Origin of the sequence: Sphingomonas endophytica (genome assembly GCF_014199415.1) — a bacterium.
GTDB classification, from domain to species: Bacteria; Pseudomonadota; Alphaproteobacteria; order Sphingomonadales; family Sphingomonadaceae; genus Sphingomonas; species Sphingomonas endophytica.
In genome coordinates this window covers 195,685-217,887 of sequence record NZ_JACIJN010000002.1, presented here as the reverse complement: position 1 = coordinate 217,887, position 22,203 = coordinate 195,685, and the positions used below count along the sequence as shown (strand labels likewise).

Annotated in this window: 13 protein-coding genes; 3 read left to right on the top strand and 10 right to left on the bottom strand. The window is 68.1% G+C overall.

The features are described from left to right. Positions 1-94: 94 nt before the first annotated feature. Positions 95-586, bottom strand: coding sequence for a nucleoside deaminase (locus tag FHS97_RS03825; protein ID WP_184034068.1), 492 nt, complete (start codon positions 584-586; stop codon positions 95-97). 108 nt (positions 587-694) lie between these two features. On the opposite strand from FHS97_RS03825, the gene FHS97_RS03820 reads away from it, so the two are divergent. Next, positions 695-1,678, top strand: a complete 984-nt coding sequence (locus FHS97_RS03820; RefSeq protein ID WP_184033353.1) for a patatin-like phospholipase family protein — start codon at positions 695-697, stop codon at positions 1,676-1,678. A 120-nt stretch (positions 1,679-1,798) separates the two neighbouring features. On the opposite strand, the gene FHS97_RS03815 is transcribed toward FHS97_RS03820, so the two are convergent. The 9 genes from FHS97_RS03815 to FHS97_RS03775 form a co-directional block, all read right to left on the bottom strand. Then, a complete protein-coding gene (locus FHS97_RS03815; protein WP_184033351.1) occupies positions 1,799-4,141 on the bottom strand; it encodes a xanthine dehydrogenase family protein molybdopterin-binding subunit in 2,343 nt (780 codons plus the stop codon). Next, complete coding sequence (locus FHS97_RS03810) at positions 4,138-5,127, bottom strand: FAD binding domain-containing protein (protein ID WP_184033349.1); 990 nt, start codon at positions 5,125-5,127, stop codon at positions 4,138-4,140. The genes FHS97_RS03815 and FHS97_RS03810 overlap by 4 nt, the downstream gene beginning before the upstream one ends. Further along, the gene (locus FHS97_RS03805) at positions 5,124-5,615 is read right to left on the bottom strand and encodes a 2Fe-2S iron-sulfur cluster-binding protein (RefSeq protein WP_184033347.1); all 492 of its coding nucleotides are present in this window, start codon (positions 5,613-5,615) and stop codon (positions 5,124-5,126) included. The genes FHS97_RS03810 and FHS97_RS03805 overlap by 4 nt, the downstream gene beginning before the upstream one ends. Positions 5,616-5,693: 78 nt before the next feature. Further along, on the bottom strand, positions 5,694-6,791 hold the full coding sequence (locus FHS97_RS03800) for a lactonase family protein (protein WP_184033345.1): 1,098 nt from the start codon (positions 6,789-6,791) through the stop codon (positions 5,694-5,696). A gap of 35 nt (positions 6,792-6,826) precedes the next feature. Continuing rightward, positions 6,827-10,237: a glycosyl hydrolase 2 galactose-binding domain-containing protein gene (locus tag FHS97_RS03795; protein ID WP_184033343.1), complete on the bottom strand. Its 3,411-nt coding sequence runs from the start codon at positions 10,235-10,237 to the stop codon at positions 6,827-6,829. Further along, a complete protein-coding gene (locus tag FHS97_RS03790; protein WP_184033341.1) occupies positions 10,238-11,452 on the bottom strand; it encodes an ROK family transcriptional regulator in 1,215 nt (404 codons plus the stop codon). After that, positions 11,449-12,954, bottom strand: coding sequence for a tryptophan halogenase family protein (locus FHS97_RS03785; RefSeq protein ID WP_184033339.1), 1,506 nt, complete (start codon positions 12,952-12,954; stop codon positions 11,449-11,451). Before FHS97_RS03785 ends, FHS97_RS03790 begins: the two co-directional genes overlap by 4 nt. 86 nt (positions 12,955-13,040) lie before the next feature. Continuing rightward, entirely contained in the window at positions 13,041-16,208 is a 3,168-nt protein-coding gene (locus FHS97_RS03780; RefSeq protein ID WP_184033337.1) for a TonB-dependent receptor, read from the bottom strand. Positions 16,209-16,580: 372 nt separating this feature from the next. Beyond that, a complete protein-coding gene (locus FHS97_RS03775) occupies positions 16,581-18,128 on the bottom strand; it encodes a glycoside hydrolase family 27 protein (protein ID WP_246346425.1) in 1,548 nt (515 codons plus the stop codon). Positions 18,129-18,224: 96 nt separating this feature from the next. Here FHS97_RS03775 and FHS97_RS03770 point away from each other — a divergent pair, with 96 nt between their 5' ends. Then, complete coding sequence (locus tag FHS97_RS03770) at positions 18,225-20,600, top strand: glycoside hydrolase family 127 protein (RefSeq protein ID WP_246346424.1); 2,376 nt, start codon at positions 18,225-18,227, stop codon at positions 20,598-20,600. Then, the gene (locus FHS97_RS03765) at positions 20,597-22,159 is read left to right on the top strand and encodes a family 43 glycosylhydrolase (protein ID WP_184033335.1); all 1,563 of its coding nucleotides are present in this window, start codon (positions 20,597-20,599) and stop codon (positions 22,157-22,159) included. Before FHS97_RS03770 ends, FHS97_RS03765 begins: the two co-directional genes overlap by 4 nt. Positions 22,160-22,203: the final 44 nt, after the last annotated feature.

The window sequence follows — 22,203 nt, the reverse complement described above, 5'->3', positions numbered from 1 at the left end:
CGCAATGACGCAAAAGCGGGATCGCGGATCAAGGCTCTCCTGAGCTTGTCGAAGGGTCCGGGATGACGGAAGACAGATAATCGGTCACCCCACCCTATAAATTCGCCTGCTCCTCCTCCGGCAGCTCGGCATCCGGCGGATAGTAGAGCGCCGCACATTCCTCGCGCAGGCACCCGCCCTCGATCACGATATCGTCACGATAGGCGTCAGCGATGAACGACAGCGTGTCGACATGCTTCGCCTCGAAATACATCGCATGGACGTCCTCACGCCCCGCGCCGTAGACGACCCGCCCGACCTTCGACCAGATCGACGCCATCGTGCACATCCCGCACGGTTGCAGCGTCGAATAGAGCGTCGCGTCGCGCAGCTCCAGCTCGCCCTCGGCCTCGCAGCCGCGCCGGATCGCCATCATCTCGGCATGCGCGGTGGCGTCGGGCAGTTCGTGGGTCTGGTTGCGCTCGGCGGCGATCACCCGCCCGCCGCGCACGATCACCGATCCCAGCGGCGAGGTGGAAGGGTCGCTGCCCTTGGACCGCGCGACCTTGATCGCCTCGCGCATCCAGCGTTCGTCATCCTGTGTCATCGCCGCTGAACGCCGCATCGTGCGATCAAGTGCCGTCGCCCGCACCTTTTCGCCGTGTGCAAGGGTTTGAAGGGACAAGCACCAATCGCACGGGATATTAAATGGCCATTGCTCCCCCCCTGTGACATCGCGCTGGTGCTGAGCGGCGGCAATGCGCTGGGCGCGTATCAGGCGGGCGCCTATCAGGCACTCGCCGAAGCCGGGATCGTCCCCGACCGGATCGTCGGCACCTCGATCGGCGCGATCAACGGCGCCTTGATCGCCGGCAACGCACCCGCCAACCGCCTGTCGCGGCTCGCCGATTTCTGGCGACCCGCGCCCGCTGCCGGCGCCGACTGGCTGGCGATTCCGGACGACTGGCGACGAACGGGGGAGGTGCTCGGCACCCTGTTCAGCGGCCGCGCCGGCATGTTCTCGCCGCCCGGCGCCACGCTGCCCGGTGGGCGCCCTGCGCTTTACGACACCGCGCCGCTGCTGCGCACGCTTGCGCAGTCGGTCGATCTCGACCGGCTCAACACCGGCGCGATCCGCTATGCCGCCACCGCGGTCGATCTCGACTCCGGCCGCGACGCGGTCTTCGATACCCGCGCGCTCGACGTCACCGCCGCGCATATCGGCGCCAGCGGCTCGCTCCCGCCGGGCTTCCCGCCGGTCACCATCGAGGGCGTCCGCTATGTCGACGGCGGCCTGTCGGCGAACCTACCGCTCGACCCGTTGCTCTCGGACCCCGGCGAGCGCCCCGTCTGGTGCATCGCCATCGACCTCCTGCCGCTCGCCGCTCACAACCCCGCGACCCTCGGCGCGATGGCCGAACGCGCACAGGACCTCACCTTCGCGATCCAGTCCCGCCGCAGCATCACCCGGTGGACGGAGCGCTACGCCACCGATCCGGCGTTCGCGGCGCGCGCGGTGACGCTCAGCCTGCTCACTTATGCCGACCAGCAGCCGGAAGTGGCGGGCAAGGCGATGGACTTCTCCCCCGCCTCGGTGCGCCGCCGCTGGGACGCCGGCCACCGCGACGCCAGCGCGCTCGTCGCGCGCTGGCGGCAGGGCGCGCTCCCGATCGGCGAACGCGGCCTGCGTCTCACCTAAAATCCAGCGCACATAGCACTCCGTCATGGCGAGCGGAGCGAAGCAATCCAGGGCGTCCTGATCCGGCTCTGGATTGGTTCGCTACGCTCGCCATGACGAGACGGCGGATCAACGAACCGCCTACAACAGCTTGTCGAGCGTAATCGGCAGCTCGCGCACGCGCTTCCCCGTCGCATGCCACACCGCATTGGCGACCGCCGCCGCAACGCCGGTGATCCCGATCTCGCCGATCCCGTGTGCGCCCATCGGCGTGTGCGGATCAGGGATATCGGTCCACAACACCTCGATCTCCGGCACGTCCATGTGCACGGGCAGGTGGTATTCGGCGAGGCTCGGGTTCATGATCCGCCCGTTGCGCTCGTCGAACTGCGTCTCCTCCATCAGCGCCATCCCCAGCCCCATGATCATCCCGCCGCGGAACTGGCTGGCGGCAGTGCGCGGGTTGAGGATACGCCCGCAATCAAACGACCCGAGCAAGCGGCTGACGCGCAACTCGCCGGTCACCGCATTAACCCGCACCTCGCAGAAGATCGCGCTGTGCGAGTGCATCGACCAGTGCATCAGTTCGAGCGGCATCGACCCCGCCTTGGTCACCGACACGCTCCCCCGCTGCGCGCGCGACAGGATCGAGGCATAGCTCTCGCGTCGCGCCGGATCGGTGCGGCTCGCCAGCCCACCGTCGATGCTCCCGACCTCGTCCGCCGACAGCCCCGCCAGCGGCGAGTCGTTGCCCGCCAGCTTGAGCAAGTCGGCGACCAGCGCATTATGCGCCGCGATCACCGCCGCGCCGATCGCGGCGGTCTGCTGCGACCCGCCCGCCATGATCGCACCGGGGATCGCCGAGTCGCCGTAGCCGACCTCGACCTGTTCGATCGGCAGCCCCAGCCGCTCCGCCGCGACGATCGCGGTGGTGGTGGAGGTGCCCATCCCCATCTCCGCCGCCGCGACCTCGACCTGCGCGCGCACCGCATCGCCGTCGCGCGTCAGCGTGATTCGCGCCTCCGCGCCGGGCATCCGGTAATAGGGATAGGTGCCGGTCGCGCAGCCGGTGCCGACCAGCCACTCGCCCTCGCGCCGCACGCCCGCACGCGGATCGCGCCCGGCCCAGCCGAACCGCGCCGCCCCCTGCCGCCACGCCGTGACGATATGTCGCGACGAGAAGGGTACGCCGCTCAGCGGGTCCTTGTCGGGCTCGTTGAGGATCCGCAGCTCGACCGGGTCGATCCCCAGCTCCACCGCCAGCTCGTCGACCGCCACCTCCAGCGCGAAGGTGCCGACCGCCTCACCCGGCGCGCGCATGAAGGTGTTGGCGAGCATGTTCATCCGCGCCACCTCGACCTTCAGCGCGAAGCTGCGCGCGGCATAGGTGCAGCGCGTGCCGAGGATGAACGGCTCGGGCATGTTGTTGTGCGGGGTCATGACCGAAAGGCCGGTGTGGACGATCGCGTCGAACGTCCCGTCCTGCTGCGCGCCGATCGCGACACGCTGTTCGGTCAGCGTGCGCCCGCCGACCGTCCGGTACACGCCCTCGCGCGACAGCGTGATCCGCACCGGGCGTCCCGCCAGCTTCGCCGCCGCCGCGCCGATCACCTGATGATCCCACAGCCCCTTGCTGCCGAACCCGCCGCCGACATAGGGCGAGGTCAGCCGCACCTTGTCCGCCGCCAGCCCGAACACCGCGCCGATCGACTCGGCCTGTTGCGAGACCATCTGGCTGGCGTCGTGGATCACCAGCCCGTCTTCGACCCACGCGATCGTCGCGGCGTGCGGCTCGATCGGGTTATGGTTGTGGCGCGGCGTGCGATAGGTCTGGTCGACCTTGACCGGCGCCTTGGCCAGCAGCGCCTCGGCATCGCCGACATCGTTGCGCAGCGGCTGGCCGAAGAACATCGCCTGCTCGGTCCCGTTCGCCACCGCCCCGGCGACCGTGGTGGTCGAGGGTTCAGCGTCATAAGTCACCTTCAGCAGCGAGGCGGCATGATCGGCCTGCTCCTGCGTCTCGGCGAGCACGCACGCGACCGGCTGCCCGTTCCAGTGGATGCGATCGTCCTGCAACACCGGCAGATTGTGCGGCCCGACCGCATTCGGCGACGACCCGAACACCGGCATGTTCTTCATCCGCGGCGCGTTCAGGTGCGTCATCACCAGCGCCACGCCCGGCGCAGCTTCCGCCGCCGCGCTGTCGATCGCCGCGACGCGCCCACGCGCGATCGGTGCATAGACCAAAGCGGCATAGGCCATGTTCTCGAAGCGATATTCCGCCGCGAACCCCGCCGCGCCCTTCACCTTCAGCGCGCCGTCCAGCCGCGACACCGGCGTCCCGATCAGCCCGTGTTTGCGCGCGATCAGCGGGTCGGGCACCCCACCGGGGATCCAGCTGTCGGGCGCGAGCGGCACCAATTTCTGCATCGCCCCCATCATCAGCCCCTGGGCAGCCTGCTTGGCGTCGTCGACGATGCTCATGCCGTCTCTCCCGTCTTCAGCGCGTTCAGCACCGCGATCAGCGTCCGCGTCGCCAGCGCCGGCTTGAACGCATTGTCGCGCAACGGCTGCGCGTCCGCGAACTCGCGCGCCGCCGCTGCCCCGATCGCCTCATCGGTCAACGCCGCCCCGCGCAGCGCGTCCTCAACCTGCGTCGCACGCCACGGCTTGTGCGCCACCCCGCCGAACGCGACACGAATGTCCGCGACCCGCTCGCCGTCCATCTCCAGCGCCGCCGCTACCGAGATCAGCGCAAAGGCATAGCTCGCCCGGTCGCGCACCTTCCGATACGTCGACCGCCCCGCGACCGGCAGCGCGGGCAATTCGATCGCGGTAATCAGCTCGCCCGGCTCCAGCACGGTATCCAGATCGGGCCGCTCGCCCGGCAGGCGGTGGAAGTCGCCGAACGCCACCGTCCGCGTCGCGCCCGCGCGCTCGACATGCACCATTGCATCCAGCGCAGCCAACGCCACGCACATATCCGACGGATGCGTCGCGACGCACGCCTCGCTCGCCCCCAGCACGGCGTGGATGCGCGTGAACCCGCCCCGCGCGTCGCACCCGCTGGCCGGCTCCCGCTTGTTGCAGCGCGACCCATCAGTGTCGTAGAAATAGGTGCACCGCGTCCGCTGCATCAGATTGCCGCCGACCGTCGCCATGTTCCGGATCTGCGCCGACGCCCCCGCAAGGATCGCGCGCGACAGCACCGGATAGCGTTCGCGCACCACCGGATGCGCCGCCAGCGCGGTGTTGCGCACCCCCGCCCCGATCAGCAACCCGCCGTCGTCGGTTTCGCTGATCGCATCCGACAGCGCCGAGACATCGACCAGCCGCTCCGGCCGCGCCACCGTTTCACGCAACAGGTCGACCAGATTGGTCCCGCCGCCCAGATATGCCGCGCCCGGCGCCGCGCCCATCCGCACCGCCTCGGCGACATCGCCGGCCCGGTCGTAGCTGAACGGCGTCATGCCACCGTCTCCAGAATCGCGTCGATGATCCCGTTATGCGCGCCGCAGCGGCACAGATTGCCGCTCATCCGCTCCTGCACTTCCTCGCGCGTCAGCGTCACCGCGCCGCCCAGATCGGCGGAGACATGGCTCGGCACGCCGCGCTTCGCCTCCGCCGCCATTCCGATCGCCGAGCAGATCTGCCCCGGCGTGCAGTAACCGCACTGGAAGCCGTCATGTTCGATGAACGCGGCCTGCAACGGATGCAGCGCATCGCCCTCCGCCAGTCCCTCGATCGTCGTGATGTCGCGCCCGTCGTACTGCACCGCCAGCGCGAGGCACGACAGGATGCGCTCGCCGTCCACCAGCACCGTGCACGCCCCGCACGCCCCCTGGTTGCAGCCCTTCTTGGTGCCCGTCAGGTGAAGCGTCTCGCGGAGGTGATCCAGCAGCGACACGCGCGGATCGCCCGGCGGTGCCACCGCCAGACCATTGACGACGATCGACATCCCACTCTCCATCTTCAGACAGAAACACAGGATAACAATCATTTCGCGCGGCGGAAGCCCCGCGCGCGAAGATCGTCGTCAGATACCGATGAACACCGCCGACGGAATCCGCACCACCTGCGTCGGCCGCCCCACGACGCCGTCACGCCCGACCGGCAGCCGCGCGACATCGCCCGAGCGCTGGTTGGCGACCAGCATTTCGCCGCTCGCTTCCAGCATCCGGAAATAGCGCGGCCAATGCCCACCGCTGGCGACATGCCCGATCAGCCGCAGCTCGCCCCGGCCATCGATCGCGAAGGTCGCGATACTGTCGTGCCCGCGGTTGGAGACATACAGCCGCGTCCCCGCCGCGTTCATCGCGATATGCCCGGCATAGCTCTCGCCGCGGTAGCCGGCGGGCACCGTCGACAGCACCTTGTGCGCCACGAAGCGCCCGTCCGGCAACGCCCGCAGCACCGTGATCGTATTCGCCAGCTCGGCGACCAGATAGGCGACCGGCAGGTGCGGATGCCGCGCCAGATGCCGCGGCCCCGACCCCGGCACCGCGCGATAGGCGATGTCGGTCCCGGTCACGCCACCCGCCCCGAGCCGGTGCGCAAAGATCGCGTCCGCGCCGAGATCGACCGAATGGAGCGTTCGCCCGTCGCGCGTGAAGCCGACCCAATGCGCGTGCGGCCCGGCCTGCCGCTCCTTGTTGGGGCCGCTGCCCTTGTGCTGGAGCGCGAGCACCGGCCCCTTCGGCAGACCGGTCGCCCGGTCGAGCGTCCACAGCGCGACGCTCCCGCTCGAATAATTGGCCGCCGCCAGCATCCCGCCATCCGGCGACAGCGCGGCATGGCACGGGTCGGCGCCCAACGTCGACGACACCGCCACCCGGCGGAAGCCACGATCGTAAACGCCCAGCCCGCCTTTCTGCTGCTCGTCGAGCACGTAGCGCAGCCCGCGCGCGCCACCCACCGCAAACGAGGCGTTGCGAATGCCCGCCACCGCCGCTCCGATTCCCCACGCATCGCCGACCTTGCGCAGCGGCACCACGCCCGCCCCGCCCTCGGCGACATAGGTGCCGACCCATAACGCCGGCGCGGCCACCGCCGCCCGCACCGGCAACGCGCCCAGCGCCAGCAGCCCACCGACGCAGCCGCGCCGCGTCATCATCAGGGTTCGATCGTCGTTCATGGCTCCAGCCAACGCTTTTTGTCCCGCGCCGTCAATCACCCGGCCGGGATCGTCGCGGCGGGCACGTTCCACCCGCCCAGCGTCACGCGCGCCGCGCCCTCCACCGTCGCCGGATAACGGATCGCGATCGCACGCCGCTCGCCGGGCAGCAGCGAGACGTAATTGTCGTCGTAGAAGGCCGGCAGGATGCGCTTGCCCTGCGCGTCGACCAGCGTCAGCTTGGCGTTGAGCGCGGGCGTCGTGGTCTCGTTCGCCAGCGTCACCCGCACGACGCGATCATTGCCCTCGACCACCGCCGCCGCCGCGCGCGCGGTCAGCTCCGCCGGCGCCAGCGTGTCGAGCGCCCGGTACGCGCTCTCGTCGCGTCCGCGCCAATAGAAGTTCTCCGACACCAATGCCCCGTCCGCGCCGATCAGCGACAATTTGACCAGCAACATCGGGTTCGCCGCGAACAGCCCGTCGAGCGGCACCGCCGCCAGCGCGGTCGCGCGATTGGCGAGCGCATCCAGCTTCGTGTCGCGCGCGAACAACTCGCGATTGTCGAGACCGACCACCTTCACCCGTGCGGTCAGCCCCTTGGCATCGGCCTGCGTGGTGTTGAGCACCACCAGTTCATTGCCCGGCAGGTTGAGCTGGACGTGCAGCGGCTCGACCGCCTTCTTCGCCCCGTAATAGGATGCCTGTGTGTCATAATCCCACGAATAGATCTGCCACGCGTTCGACGGCCACGCCGGGTGCGTCATCCACAGCAGCCGCCCCGAATTCTTGGTCCACAGATGCCCCAGGAAGCCCTCGTACATCGCCTTGTGCGTTTCGAGGTTCATCATCTGCGCCTTGCGCTCGAAATCGGCGAAGCTGGTCCCCGCGCCATACATGCGGTCGAGCGCGGCCATGAACGTCTTGGTGTCGCCGTTCCCGCCGAAATGCCAGTCGTGATAGGCGAGCACGTCGCCGAGCGGCCAGCGGTCGCCCGCGGGCACGTAACTGGCGATCGACTCCGCGGTCGAGAAGGACGGCGTGCCCGTTTCGACCGAGAAGCCGGTGGCAAGATCGGTGAAATAGCCGACCGGCGCGCGGTAATTGTACGGCCCCGACCCTTGCAGGTTCACGACGTTCGAGCTGCCCGTGAACCAGCGCGTCCCGTCCAGCTCGAACACCGCCTTCGCCAGCCCCTCGTTGAGCACCGGATAGGGCACGCCCTCGTTGCGCCCGAACCACAGGATGATCGACGGATGGTTGCGATAGCGCGCGATCGTGTCGCGCGCATTGTCGAGGAACAGCGACGCATCTTCCGGTTCGATCTGGAAATTCTGCGTCGACTGCCAGAAGTCGTTGAGGACCATCATGCCGTTCTCGTCGGCGAGGTCGAAGAACTCCTCCTCGTTGTTGTTGCCCATCCAGTTGCGGATGATGTTCATGTGCGCCTCGCGCTGGAGGCGGAAATAGGGCGCGAGCCGCTCATAGCTGACGCGCTTCATCGCATCGTCCATGCCCCAATTGCCGCCGCGCGCCGCAATCCGCACGCCGTTGACGCGGATCGTCAGATGCGGCTCGGGCAGCGTCTCGGTGATCGGCGTCACCGCGCGAGACGTCTCGCCCGCCGCGGTCAGCGACTCCGCCCAGCCGGTCGGCGACTGCTTGATCGCGGCGTGGCGAATGTCGATCAGCGGCGTGCCCGCCAGCCCACCATCGGTGGTCTGGACGTTGACGCGCCGCAGCGCTCCGCCCGCGTCGAACAGCGACAGGTCGTAACTGACCTCGCGAATCCCGAACCGCGCCTTGCGCTCGTCCGACACGCCGCGCGCATCCGCGACCTGATAGGTCACGTCGTACAGATGCGGCTCACCATAGCCGTTCGGCCACCAGAGCTTGGGATTGGCGACGCTGAGCTGGCGGAACTCGGCGGGCGTGAACTTGACCTCGCTCTTGCCCGCCGGCGCAGTCACCTGCTTCTCGACCGTCACGCCCTCGAACGCGACGCGCACCGTCACTGGCGTTGCCGCCTCGGCATTGTCGAGCGGCACCGTGACATAGACGTCGGCGCGATCGGTGCGCGGCAGCGGCAGGTCGGTGACGACATGCGGATCGCCGATCCGCACCGCGCCGGTCGCGACCAGCTCGACCGGCCGCCACAGCCCGGTGTTGCGGTCGCGGATACCGGGGATCCAGTCCCAGCCCTCGGTCGCGACGAACGTCGGCCCGTCGATCGCAAGCTGCCCGCCGTTCTCGCCGACCCCCGCTTTGACCGACTGCTCGTGCGGGATGCCCGGATGCGGCGGCGGCGACACGCGCACCGCGATGACATTCTCCCCCGCGACCGGCACATAATCGAATTGCCCGCGCACGAACGCGCCGCGCGTCTCGCCGAGGCGCTGTCCGTTCGCCCAGATTTCCGACGCGTAATTGATCCCGCCGAACACCAGCGTCAGCCTTTTGCCCGCCGCCGCCTCGGGAACGGTGAAGCGCGTGCGATACCAATAATCCTGCCGCGCGAGGCTCTCGGGAATCTTCAGGTTGTTCAGCCCGTAATAGGGATCGGGATAGACGCCGCGATCCACGAGGGTCTGGAGCACCGTCCCCGGCACCGTCGCCGCGCGCCACGTCCCCGAAGGCGCGCCGGGCCGCGACAGCGTCGCCCCGTCCCCCTTCACCTCGGGCGCGGCGGCGAGCGTCCAGCCGTTCACCTGCCAGCGATGGTCGGCGAGCGGCTGCATCACCGCAACGTTTGCGACCGGCTTTGCGACCGGCGCGGTGTACGCACCGTCGCGCGACTGCGGCAGCGTCCACGCGTCCTGCTGCGTGGTCAGCCCGATATTGGCCTGCTTCTGGAACGGCCAGCCGACCCCGACCTCGGTCATCTGCACCAGCGCGGCATCGGGCTTCGCCCGCGCGATTGCCGCCACCTGCCGCGCGTCGAGCGCCGTGCCGCCGACCCGCGCGTCGATCAGCTGTCCGCCGAAATGTGGCTCGCCCGGCGTCGCCGGCGCGATCGCGATCTGCGCGGCGACCGCGCTCGCCCGCGCCGCGCCACCGCCGACGCGGCGGCCGTCGAGATACAAGGTCACCCGCCCACCATCCGATACGGCGGCGAGATGATGCCAGCCCTTCGGCACCACGGCACCGCGCAGCATCGTCGCGCCATCGCGCAGCACCATTCGCCCGTTTTCGAGCGACAGCGCGCGCACGGAGGCTGGTATTCCGAGCCGGATCAGCGTCCCCGACGCGTCATTTGGCGCACCCGCCTCGACCCAGGTGGCGATCGTGTACGCCGCCCCTGCGGCCACCAGCGCATCGGCACGCACCAACGGCCGCTCGATTCCGATCCCGCCCTGCAGGAAGCGCGCATTATACGGTCCCGCATTGCCGATTTCCTGCGCCTGCGCGCTCCCGGCCAGCGTGGTGCCGGCCAGCAGCAGCCCGGCGACCATCCTCGATGCGCGCGTCATTTATCGCCCTTTGTCTCGTGAAATCACTGCCGCCGGCTGCCGCCCCGGCGTGTCGGCGGGCAGCAGCAGATGCCCGAACGCCAGCAACGCCGCGCCGATCGCCGGGGAGTCCTCGGCCAAGGCAGCGGTACGAATCGGTGCCAATACAGGCGCATGGCCGCCGTCGCGCTGCATCAGCGCGCTGGTCGCCTGCGCCAGCCGCTCGACCAGCGCGACCGGCAGCCGCCCGCCGACCAGCACCGCGCCGGGATTGAGCAGGCAACTGACCGCGATCAACGGCTGCGCCAGCGCCGCCGCGGCGCGCGCCACCCAGGCGTCGGTCACCGCAGCCACCGCCGGATCGTCGAGGTCCAGCGCGTGAATCGCCTGCCCGCCCAGTCCCTTGGCCGCCAGCGCGCGCGCCAGCCCGCCGATCGACAGCACCTCCTGCAACGGCACGCGCCGCGCGTCCTGGTCCTCGACCAGCAGGAAGCCGATCTCGCCGCTGCGCCCGTCGGCACCGCGATCGTAAAGCGAGTTGACGACCACGCTCCCGCCGAGCCCGACGGTAATCAACAGATAGAAAAAGCTCGCATATTGCTGCCCGAGCCCGAACTGCATCTCGCCGATCGCCGCCGCCGCGGCATCGTTCTCGACCGTCACCGGCAGATCGAGCGGCTCGGCGAACAGCGAGGCGACATCGTGCGTCGACCAGCGATCATAGTCGCGCGGCCGCCCCGGCAGGTCGATCGCGCCGAGATCGTCCGGGCGCGCCACCCCGATCCCGCTCAATGCCTCGGGAGCGATCCCGCCCTGTTCCAGCAGCTTGTGGACATGCTTGCGATAGAAACACTGGACATCCTCGGGGCTCGAATAGGCGGCCTCGCGGCTGATCCGCGCGCGCGACCGTCCCTCGAAATCGACTGCCACCATCGTCAGGTGATCGCGGTCGATGTTCACCCCGATCGCGAACGCGCCATCGGGGTTGACGCACAGCCGCGTCGCCGGCTGCCCGCGCCCGCCGCGCCGCTGCCCGGCACGATCGAGCAATCCTTCTTCGAGCAAGCGATTGGTAATATTGGTGACGGTCGCAGTCGTCAGCCCGGTGACCGCCGCCACCTCGGCGCGCGTCGCCGACCCCGCGACGCGGATCGCATGCAGCACGACGCGCTGGTTGTGGAGCCCGGCATGTTCGATATTGGCGCCGGTCAGGCGCAGCAGCGCCGCGACGTTCATGCCCGACCTGCATGGACGCGGGTCAGGAAATCTTCGTGCGGCTCGGCATGGCGCAGCGTCCCGTCGATCGCCGCGCGCATCCGCATCAGGCTGTCGCGCAGGTCAGCCACCGGCACCTCGTCGGCGCGCACTGCATAACGTGCTGGCAGATCATCGAATCCTGCATACATGCTCAGCCAGCTCGCATCCTGGAACGTGTCCCACTCGCGCCGCACGAACTCACCCGCCGCGCGCCACGCGTCGAGCTTGCCCTGCAACCCCTCGGTCGGTTTGATCGCGCGGACATGGTCCCAGAAGGGCTCGCCGACCCGTTGGTTACCGCTGTAATGCAACATCAGGAAATCGCGGATCCGCTCGAACTCCAGCACCGACTGACGATTGTAGGTCGCGGCAAGCCGCGGGTCGATATCGCACGCCGGAAACAGCGGGATCAATCGCTCCAGCCCCGACTGGATCAGCGTGATGCTGGTCGATTCAAGCGGTTCGAGGAACCCCGATGCCAGCCCGAGCCCGACGACATTTTTCTCCCAGAAGCGTGCGCGATGCCCGGCGGTGAAGCGGATGCGGTTCGGTGCGGCGAGCGGCTCACCCTCCAGCGCAGCGAGCAATTCGTCCTCCGCCGCGGCATCGTCGATGAAGTCCGAGCAATAGACATGCCCGTTGCCGACACGATGGCGGAGCGGGATGTGCCAGCGCCAGCCCGCCCGCGTCGCGGTGGCGGTGGTGAACGGCCGGTGCACCTGCGCCGCCGTGCACGGGATCGCCACCGCCCGGTCGCACGGCAGCCAGCGCCGCCAGTCGACGAAGGGCACATGGAGGGCCTCACCGAGCAACAGGCTGCGAAACCCCGAACAATCGATCCACAGATCGCCCGCGATCGCGCGACCGTCGTCGAGCGTCACCGTGGTCACCCGCCCGTCCTCGCCGTCGCGCGCCACCGCGTCGATCCGCGCATCCACATGCTGCACGCCATTAGCGAGCGCGAGCCGCCGGAGCAGCGCCGCGAATTTCGATGCATCGAAATGCACCGCGAAGTTGAACACGCCCAGCTCGTTGGCCGGGCGGTCGACCGGCGGCAAAAACAGCCCGCGCTCCGCCAGTTGCGTCGCGAGACAATAAGCGCCGAGCGGGGTCGCGTCGCCGTTCGCGCGCAGCTTCAGCCAGTAATGATGAAACGGCACGCCATGCGCGGCGACGCCGTACAGGCCGAAGGGGTGGAAGAAGTCGTGCCCCGGTTCCTTCCATCCGGCGAAGCGGATGCCGTATTTGATCGTCGCTTCGGTTTCGCGCAGGACGTCCGCCTCGCCGAGGTCGATCGCGGCGAAGAAGTCGCGGACCGCGGGCACCGTCGCCTCGCCGACCCCGATCGTGCCGATCGCCGAGCTTTCGACAACGGTGATCGACAGCCGCAGGTGCGCCAGCCGCCGCGCCAGGAAGGTCGCGGCCATCCAGCCTGCCGTTCCGCCGCCGACGATCACGATCGATCGTATCGGATCACGCATTCTGCTCTCTCACCCTCACGCTGTCGCGGGCCTTGGGCCGTCGTACGTGCGAACACAGCACGACGGCCCGCGGCAGGGAAGCGCGATCAGAAGCGCACGCGCGCCCCGGCGATGAAGCGGCGCTCGTAGATGTTCTCGTTGAACACCTGATCGGTCCAGGTCAGGTAATAACGCTCGGTCTCGCCGGTCAGGTTCGAGGCCTGGCCGTACAGCGTAATGAACGGCGTCACGTCGTAGGAGATCGACGCATCGAGATAGTTGGTCGGCGCCTGATATTGCGCCAGCCCGACGATCCCGCCGTAATTCGACGACACCAGTCGCTTCGAGCGATAGTTATAGGCGACGCGCGCCTGCAACCCGTACTTTTCGAACCACAGCGCCGCATTGACCTGATGTTTCGAATTGTCCTGGAACGGCTGGTTGTTGCCGGCCAGATCGACCAGTCCGGCATCGCCCAGCGACAGCGTGTAGTTGGCGTCGACGCCGAACCCGCCGAGGAAGCCGTTGACGCCATAATCGGCGAGCGACTGCCGCGCCGAGGCCTCGATGCCCTTCAGCGTCCCGCCTTCACCCTGCGCGAGCGTGTTGGTGACGACCGGACGACGGATCACGCCGTCATTGTCGGGGATGTCGTTGCGGATCTCGGTCGTGTTCGTGATGAAGCTGTCGACCGCGATGTAGAACGCGCCGACCGCGAGCAGGCTCGACCGTCCGGTATAATATTCGAAGCTGGCCTCGACGTTGGTCGCGCGCCACGGGTTGAGGTTCGGATTGCCGACCGAGGTCGCGGTCTGCGCCTCGAAGCGCGCCGGATTGATCGTGGTGTTGATCGCATAGCCGACGTTCAGACCGCCGCCCCATTGCTGGAAGTCGAGCAAGGTCATCGTCTTCGAGAAAGCGGCGCGTGCGCGCAGCTTGCTGGTGACGTCGAAGGCGATGTTGATCGACGGCAGGAAGTCGGTGAACTCGCGCTTGGTCACCAGATCACCCGCGTCGACGCCCGATACGCCGTACGGCTGCGGATTGCCGACGATGTTCTGGCGGACGTTCAGCTTGGTGTTGACGACCTGCAGGCCGCCATTGGCGCGGAACGGCATCCCGAGCAGCTCGCCCTCACCCGACACCTGCGCATAGCCCGAGATCTGGCGCGTGTGGACGTCGAACGACAGCGCCGGGTTCACGAGATTCTGGCTGCCTGGATAGAATTTGTTCTGCCAGGCCTCACTGTCGTCCATCGCCTTCGGATCGAGCGCGTAGAGGTTCGGCGCACCATTGGCCGGCAGCTGATATTGCTTGATGAGCCCGGCGAAGATCGGATCGGTCGCCTGCCGCGTCAGCCCGGCGGTATAGGCATTGCCCTGCGGATCGAGCACCGAGCACGACTTGTCGTTCAGGTTGACGTCGAACGCCTTCCACTTGACGAGGCAGCCCGCCGCCGGGTTGACCGCATTGTCGCGGTTGCCGGCATAGAAGGGCGACACGCGGTCGAACGTGAACTGATCGACGCTCCGCTCGCCGTAGCGGCCGCCGAACGCGACCTTGAGCTGGTCGTTGGCCTGCCATTCGGCATCGCCGCGCAGCGCCCAGATGTCGCCGTTCTGATAGACGTTGCCTTCGGACGAGATCGTCTTCAGCCCGTAACGCGACGGGTCCGACGCCTGCGCCAGGAAGCCCGGCGAGAAGCCGAAGACAGGCGCGCCGCTCGAATAGTCGACGGTCGCGGTGTCGCCGTAGATCTGATAGCCGGTAGGATTGAAGGTGACGTCACCGCCTGGATAATTGCCGACGCCATTATACGCCCACTGCTTGCCATTGGTCAGGCTGAACTGCGTATAGGACTGATCGCGGTTGCGATATGCCTTGCCGTAGATGCCGCGCACCGTCGCCTTGAAGGTCTCGGACGGCTTCCAGTCGAGCTGCAGATTGTAGTTCTGCGACTCGCTCTTGGTGCGGAAGGTTTCCGAATAGCTGTCGAAGTTGGGCAACCCGTAGGTATATTGCTGGACGGTGTTGACGTTGAACGGCCGGCTGGCGGTGATGGGAATACGGTCGCCACCGTTCGGGTTGGCGCGGTCGCCGATATTGACCGCCTGATTGTAGGTCGCGCCGGTATCGGTCGACTTGGTCGGCACGAACGGCGACGACAGCCAGTCAACATTCTGGAACTGGAAGCCCGCGGTGCGATCATATTGGGTCTGACGCGTGTAGAAGGCGTCAGCCGTCAGTTGCAGCGCATCGTTGATCTCGAATTGCAATGAAGCGTTCGCGCCGAAACGCTGACGATCGGTGATCCGGTTCCACGCGGTGTGCGATTGCGGCGTGATGAAGGTGTCGTTTGCGTCACCATCGCCGTTGAGGTCGTAACCGACGAGCGCGCCCGACGCGTTGCGGATCGGCGTGCCTCGGCTGACGCCATTGTTGCCGGTGGCGAACTGCCCCGCGATCGCGGGTGACAGCACGCCATCGCTGCCCAGCACGGCGTCGCGGCCATATTCGTTGTTCAGCGCGACACCATAATCCTGGATCCCGCGGAAGCTGTTGGCGAGCGTCAGGTCGCTGTAGGCGGCCGACACCAGCAGGCCAACGCGCTCGCCATGAAAGGCGATCAGGCCGTTGGCGGACGGATTCCACTTCTTGGTCTTGTCGCCATACTGCCCCTCGGCGGCGGCCGAGAAGGTCAGGCCGCGCTTCAGGTCGAACGGGCGGCGCGTCAGCAGGTCGACGGTGCCCGACAGGCCCGCCTGCTGGAGCGAGGCGGTCGGCGACTTGAACACGGTCGCGCCCGAGAAGAGCTGCGACGGAATGTCGGTGAAGTTCGGCTGCACGGTGGTGACCGAATTGGCGCCGAGGAACTGCTCGCCGTTGAGCAACGTCGTCACCTGCGGCAGGCCGCGGATGTTGATCGCCGCGCCCTCGCCCGCGTCGCGACGGATCTGGACGCCGGCGATGCGTTGGAGCGAATCGGAGATGGTGACGTCGGGCAGTTTGCCGATGTCCTGAGCGCTGATCGCCTCGACGACGCTGTCGGCATTGCGCTTCACCTCGATCGCACGCGCCTGCGACGCGCGGATGCCGGTGACAACGATATCGCCGGCGCCATCGTCGGTCTGCGTGGGTGCGGCGACCTGATCGGCGGACGTGGCGACGGCATCGGCGGTGGCGGTCTGCGCCGCGGCGCTCCCGATCATCGCCATGGTGAGCACGACCGGCGAGGCGGCGGCCATCATGGCGCCGCGCATTGTAATCTTACGCATTGATCCTCCCCTTCATCCCTGAAAACAGCTTTTTATTTAATAAGGCTTTTTTATTTAATGAGCCACGCCGCGATTTTGTCAAGCGCTTCTCACGCCAGACATCTTGATCTGCAGCGATTTTCAAGGCCGCACATCATGGTAAAGAGACGACGATCTGCCGGCGACTTGAGCAGACCAGCGTTCGTCCGCCTCCAACTGCGACAAGTCTATAAAACCAAAGACTTACCAATATCAAGCCTCTTTGATGATTGGCATTGCCCTTCGAGTGGAGGGGCCGCCAGCCGCGACGCGGCAATGCGCGCGCGGTCGGTCCGCAGCTATCCATTGGCGAGCTTGGAACCTCGCGCGTGACGACACGCGGGGTGGAGGCGATTACGCCCGCTCGCCCGCGGCGCGCAGGAGGACCGTGCCATGCGCCGGGACGGTAAAGGTGGTGCCCGCAGGCGGCAGGTCCGCATCACGCCACAGATCGCGGAGCGCCGAGAAGCGCGCGAAGCCGGCGTCGGCGGCCGTCACGCGCATCTCAACCGGCCGGTCGCCGCGGTTGAACAGGGCGATCGCCACCGCGCCGTCCGCCAGCCGCTTGGCCCAGACTTCCTGTGCGCCGGCCACGCGCACCGCCTTCCCCTGAACGCCGGCCGCATCCTGATCGATCGCAATCACCGCGCGGTGCGACAGCAGCGCCAGCGCAGCGGGACTGGTGGTGCGCACGTCATGCCCCATCATCAGCGGCGCGGCGGACATCGCCCATAACGTCAAGTGGGTGCGATATTCGTCGTCGCTCATCCCGCCATTACCGATCTCGAGCATGTCGGGATCGTTCCACCCGCCCGGGCCGGCAGGCGCGAAGCGCGGGTTTCGCACGAAGCCGATTTCGCTCATGCTGGCATAGTCGTCGGTGATGTCGCCGGTCGTGCGCCACAGATGCCCGCCGACCGCACGGCCCCAGCTGGCTACTTCGAACCGCCCGTATTCGCACAGCGAGTAGACGATCGCGCGGCCGGTCGCCTTCAGCGCCGCCCCCATCTCGTAATAGCTGCGGCGCACGCGGTCGGCATCGTCATATTGCCATTCGCCCGAGCAGAGATCGTACTTCAGATAGTCGACACCCCAGCGCGCAAAGGTCCGCGCATCCTGCGCGACATGGCCGTAACTGCCCGTATAGCCCGCGCAGGTCTTCAATCCCGGCGAGCTATAGAGCCCGAGCTTCAGCCCGCGCGCATGGACGTAATCGGCCAGCGCCCTCATGTCGGGGAATTTCGCATTCGGCCGCAGTTCGCCATCCGCGCCGCGCTCCCCCTGCCAGCCGTCGTCGATGTTGACGTAGCGATAGCCGGCATCGCGCAGCCCGCTCGACACCATCGCATCGGCGATCGCGCGGATCGTACGATCATCGATCCGTTCGGCAAACTTGTTCCAGCTGCTCCACCCCATCGGCGGTGTCGCCGCCAGCCCGTCGGGCGCGATCGTGCCGAGCGCGGGCAAGGCGACCGCGTGATGCGCCAGCGCCGCCGCGCGCGCCGCGCCGACCGGCTTGCCGGTCTGCCGCACCTCCGAGAACCAGATACCGCCGGTCAGCAGCACCCCGGACGGGGTCAGCGTCGCGGTCCAGCGCCGCACCGGCTGGCCGGGCGTGTTGATGTTGCGGACATCGAAGCGGACCGTGTCGCCGTCACGGACGATGTTGCGCATCGGCATCGTCCCGTACCAGTCGGAGGTGAGCTGCCCCCGCCAGCCGTCGCGCGTCCGCGTCAGCTCCAGCAATCGCACGCCGGGCCGCGGCGCGCGCTGGTCGAAGGCGACGCGCAACGTCGCGCCCGGCCTGGCCGGCAACACGGGCGCGGCGGCGCGCGCCAGCGCCGGCGCCGACGCCACGCTCGCCGCCATGATCGAAAACGCCATCGCGAATGTGCGCATCATCCCACCCCCTGTCGTCATCAGCGACCCTTGCACCGCAGCAGATATCGTATACGTTTTATGTCCGAGTAAAGTAGAGCAATCAACAGGAGGATCTGGATGTCGGCCTTAACCCGCCGCGCGCTGATGACCGGAGCGGCTGCCGTGGCGACCGCGACCGCGCTGCCGCAGGCGCTTCGAGCTGCCGGGCGCGCTCGCCTCCCGGCGCACGCCGCGCCGCTGCCGCTCTCCGACATCCGCCTCGCTCCCTCCGACTTCGCGACCGCAGTCGAGGCCGATCGCGCCTATCTGCTCGGGCTCAGCGCCGACCGCTTGCTGCACAATTTCCGCAAATATGCCGGGCTCGAGCCCAAGGCCGAGATCTACGGCGGCTGGGAGAGTGACTCGCTCGCCGGTCACACGCTCGGCCATTATCTGACCGCGCTGGTGCTGATGCACCAGCAGACCGGCGACACCGAATGCCGCCGTCGCGCCGATTACATCGTCGCCGAACTCGCCGAAGCGCAGGCGAAGCGCGGCACCGGCTATGTCGGCGCGCTCGGCCGCAAGCGGAAGGGCGAAACCGCGATCGTCGACGGCGAGGAGATCTTCCCCGAGCTGATGCGCGGCGAGATCCGCTCGGGCGGGTTCGACCTCAACGGCTCATGGTCGCCGCTCTACACCGTCCACAAATTGTTCGCCGGCCTGCTCGACGTCCACGCCGGCTGGGGCAATGCGCAGGCGCTGACCGTCGTGCTGGGGCTCGCGACCTATTTCGAGCGCGTGTTCGCCGCGCTCGACGACGAGCAGATGCAAAAGGTGCTCGCCTGCGAATATGGCGGGCTCAACGAAAGCTTCGCCGAACTTTATGCGCGCACCAAGGATCCACGCTGGCTCGCGATCGCACGGCGCATCTACGACCGTCGCGTGCTCGATCCGCTGGCGAACCAGGAGGACAAGCTCGCCGGCTTCCACGCCAATACGCAGGTGCCGAAACTGGTCGGGCTCGCGCGGCTCTACGAGCTGACCGGCGAGCAACGCTATCGCACCGCGTCGCACTTCTTCTGGGCGCGCGTGACCCAGCATCACAGCTACGTCATCGGCGGCAATGCCGACCGCGAATATTTCTTTGGCCCGGATCGCATCGCGCGCAATCTCAGCGAGGCGACCTGCGAGCATTGCAACACCTACAACATGCTCAAATTGTCGCGGCACCTGTTCGCCCAGACGCCGGATGGCGGCTATTTCGACTATTACGAGCGCGCCCACCTGAACCACACGCTGTCGCAACTGAACCCGCGCACCCGCGGCTTCACCTATTTTACCCCAATGCTCTCGGGCGCGGCGCGCGACCATGCGCCGGCCGGTCAGGAAGGCTTCGTCTGCTGCGGCGGCAGCGGCATGGAGGCGCACGCCAAGCACGGCGACTCGATCTTCTGGGAGGGCGAGGGCATGTTGCTCGTCAACCTCTACATTCCCGCGCAGGCGCAGTGGCGCGCACGGGCCGCGACGCTGGCGCTGGCGACCGGCTACCCGTACGAGTCCGAGGCGCGGCTGACCTTCACGACGCTCGGCAAGCGCGGCCGCTTCCCGGTCGCGCTGCGCGTCCCGGCCTGGGCGGCGGGCCGCGAGCAGGTCACCGTCAACGGCGAGCCGGTGACGACCGGGCACGCTGGCGGCTATGCGATCGTCGAGCGCCGCTGGAAGGCCGGCGATACGCTCGCGATCACGCTGCCGCTGGAGCTGCGCACCGAAGTCGCGCAGGGCGGCGGGCGGGTCGCGATCCTGCGCGGCCCGCTGGTGCTCGCCGCCGACATGGGGCCGGCGGAGACGCCGTGGCAGGGCGCCGAGCCGGCGCTGGTCGGCGACGACGTTCTCGCCGCCTTCACGCCCGTCGCGGGTGCGGCGGCGACCTTCGCCACCAAAGGAGTCGGCCGCCCGGGCGACCTGACCTTCGTTCCCTTTTACCGCCAGTACGAACGTCGCAGCGCGGTCTATTTTCGCGAGTTCACCGAGGGCGAGTGGCGCAAGGAGGAAGCCGCCTTCCGCGCCGAACAGGCCCGCCAGCAGGACGTCGCCGCGCGCTCAATCGACGTCATGCACTTCGGCGAGATGCAGCCCGAGCGCGACCATAATCTCGAAAGCGAGCAATCGTGGCCGGTCAGCTATCGCGGCCGCAACGGGCGCGACGTACGCTCGGGCGGCTATATGGCATTCACGCTCAAGGCGCGGCCCGGCCCGTTGGTGCTGCAGGCGACCTATTGGGGCGATGACAGCAATCGCGGCTTCGACATTCTGGTCGACGACGTGAAGGTCGCCAGCGAATTGCTCAAGGGCAGCGCGCCCGGCCGCTTCATCGACATCGACTATCCGCTGCCGCAGGCGCTGACGCGCGGCAAGTCATCGCTGCGTGTCCGCGTGGTGCCGCATCAGGGGCAGACCGCCGGCCCGCTGTTCGGGGCGCGGCTGCTCGCCGAGAAGGAGGCCGCGAAGTGAGCCGCTTCACCATCGCCGCCGTGCTCGCCACCCTCCCCGCCGCGGTGCTTGCACAGGATGGCATTCCGGTAGTCGCGCCGGGCAATCCGATCCTCGCCGACGGGCGTTATTACTCGACCGATCCCGCACCGTTCGTCGATGGCGGGACCTTGTGGATCCTCGCCGGCCGCGACGAGGCGGCACCGAACGTCAACGACTTCATCATGAACGAATGGCAATTGCTGTCGACCAAGGACCCCGCCTCCGGGCGCTGGCGCCACTATCCGTCGATCGCGCGCCCGGAGGCGGTGTTCGCCTGGGCCGAGCCGGGCCGCGCCTATGCGGGACAGATCGTCAAGGGCCTCGACGGCCGTTATTACCTGTACGCGCCGGTGCTGGAGCGCGACAGCGACGCGCCGGACCGGTTCGCGATCGGCGTCGCGGTCGCCGATCGGATCACCGGGCCGTGGCGCGACGCGCATCCCTCCGGGCCGATCATCTCGCAGCGCGTGGGCGTTCCGAACGACATCCAGAACATTGACCCCACCGTGCTGATCGATGACGACAAGCGCGTCTATCTCTACTGGGGCACGTTCGGTCAGTTGCGCGGGGTGGAACTGGCGCAGGACATGCTGACGCCGAAGGGCGACGCGATCAGCGTGAAGACGCTCACCGGTTTCTTCGAGGCGCCGTGGCTGATGAAGCGCAAGGGCACCTATTACATGCTCTATGCGGGCAACAACGCCGGCCCGAACTCGCCCTGCACCCCCGCGGTCTATCACGCCTGCATCGCCTATGGCAGCGCGCCCTCGGCGCTCGGGCCATGGACCTATCGCGGCGTCGTGCTGCCGCCGGTCAGCTCGACCACCGACCATCCCGGCGCGGTCGCGTTCAAGGGGCAATGGTATCTCACCTACCATACCGCCGATGCGGTCGGCGGCGGGCATTTCCGCCGCAGCGTCGCGATCGACCGAATGGAATGGGACGACAGCGTCACCCCCGCGGCGATCCGCCCGGTCACGCCGACCCGCCGCCCGCAGCCACCCGCGACCCCGACGCGCAACATCGCCGCTGCCGCCCATGCTGCTGCCTCGAACGAGCCGATCCCGCTGCAATATTGGATCAAGTCGCTCAACGACGGCGTGGTCAAGGACAACCCGCTGCCGCCCGACCTGTGGGGCAGCTGGTCGCCCAGCAACCCGCCGCAGCAATGGATCGAATATCGGTGGCCGAAGCCGGTGACGCTGGACGGCAGCCGCATCTACTTCTGGTCCGACCACCCCGCCGGCGCGGAAGAAGGCGTCGCGCCGCCGCGCGGCTGGCATCTCGAATATTGGCGAGACGGGTGGAAGCCGGTGCCGGACGCCAGCGGCTATGGCACGGGCGTGAACGGCTGGCAGGCAGTGCGCTTCCCGACGATCACCACCCGCTGCCTGCGCGCGGTGTTCGACGCCTCGGGTCGCGCCGGCAAATATGCCGGCGTCGCGGTACAGGAATGGGAAGCACTCGCCCCCCGCGCGGCGGTGCCGACGAAGGCGAAGCCATCGGTCGTCCCGGGTTGCGGCGCGTCGAAGGGCTAAGTCCAGCGCCACCTCTCGTCGCCCCGGGGCTCGACCCGGGGCCC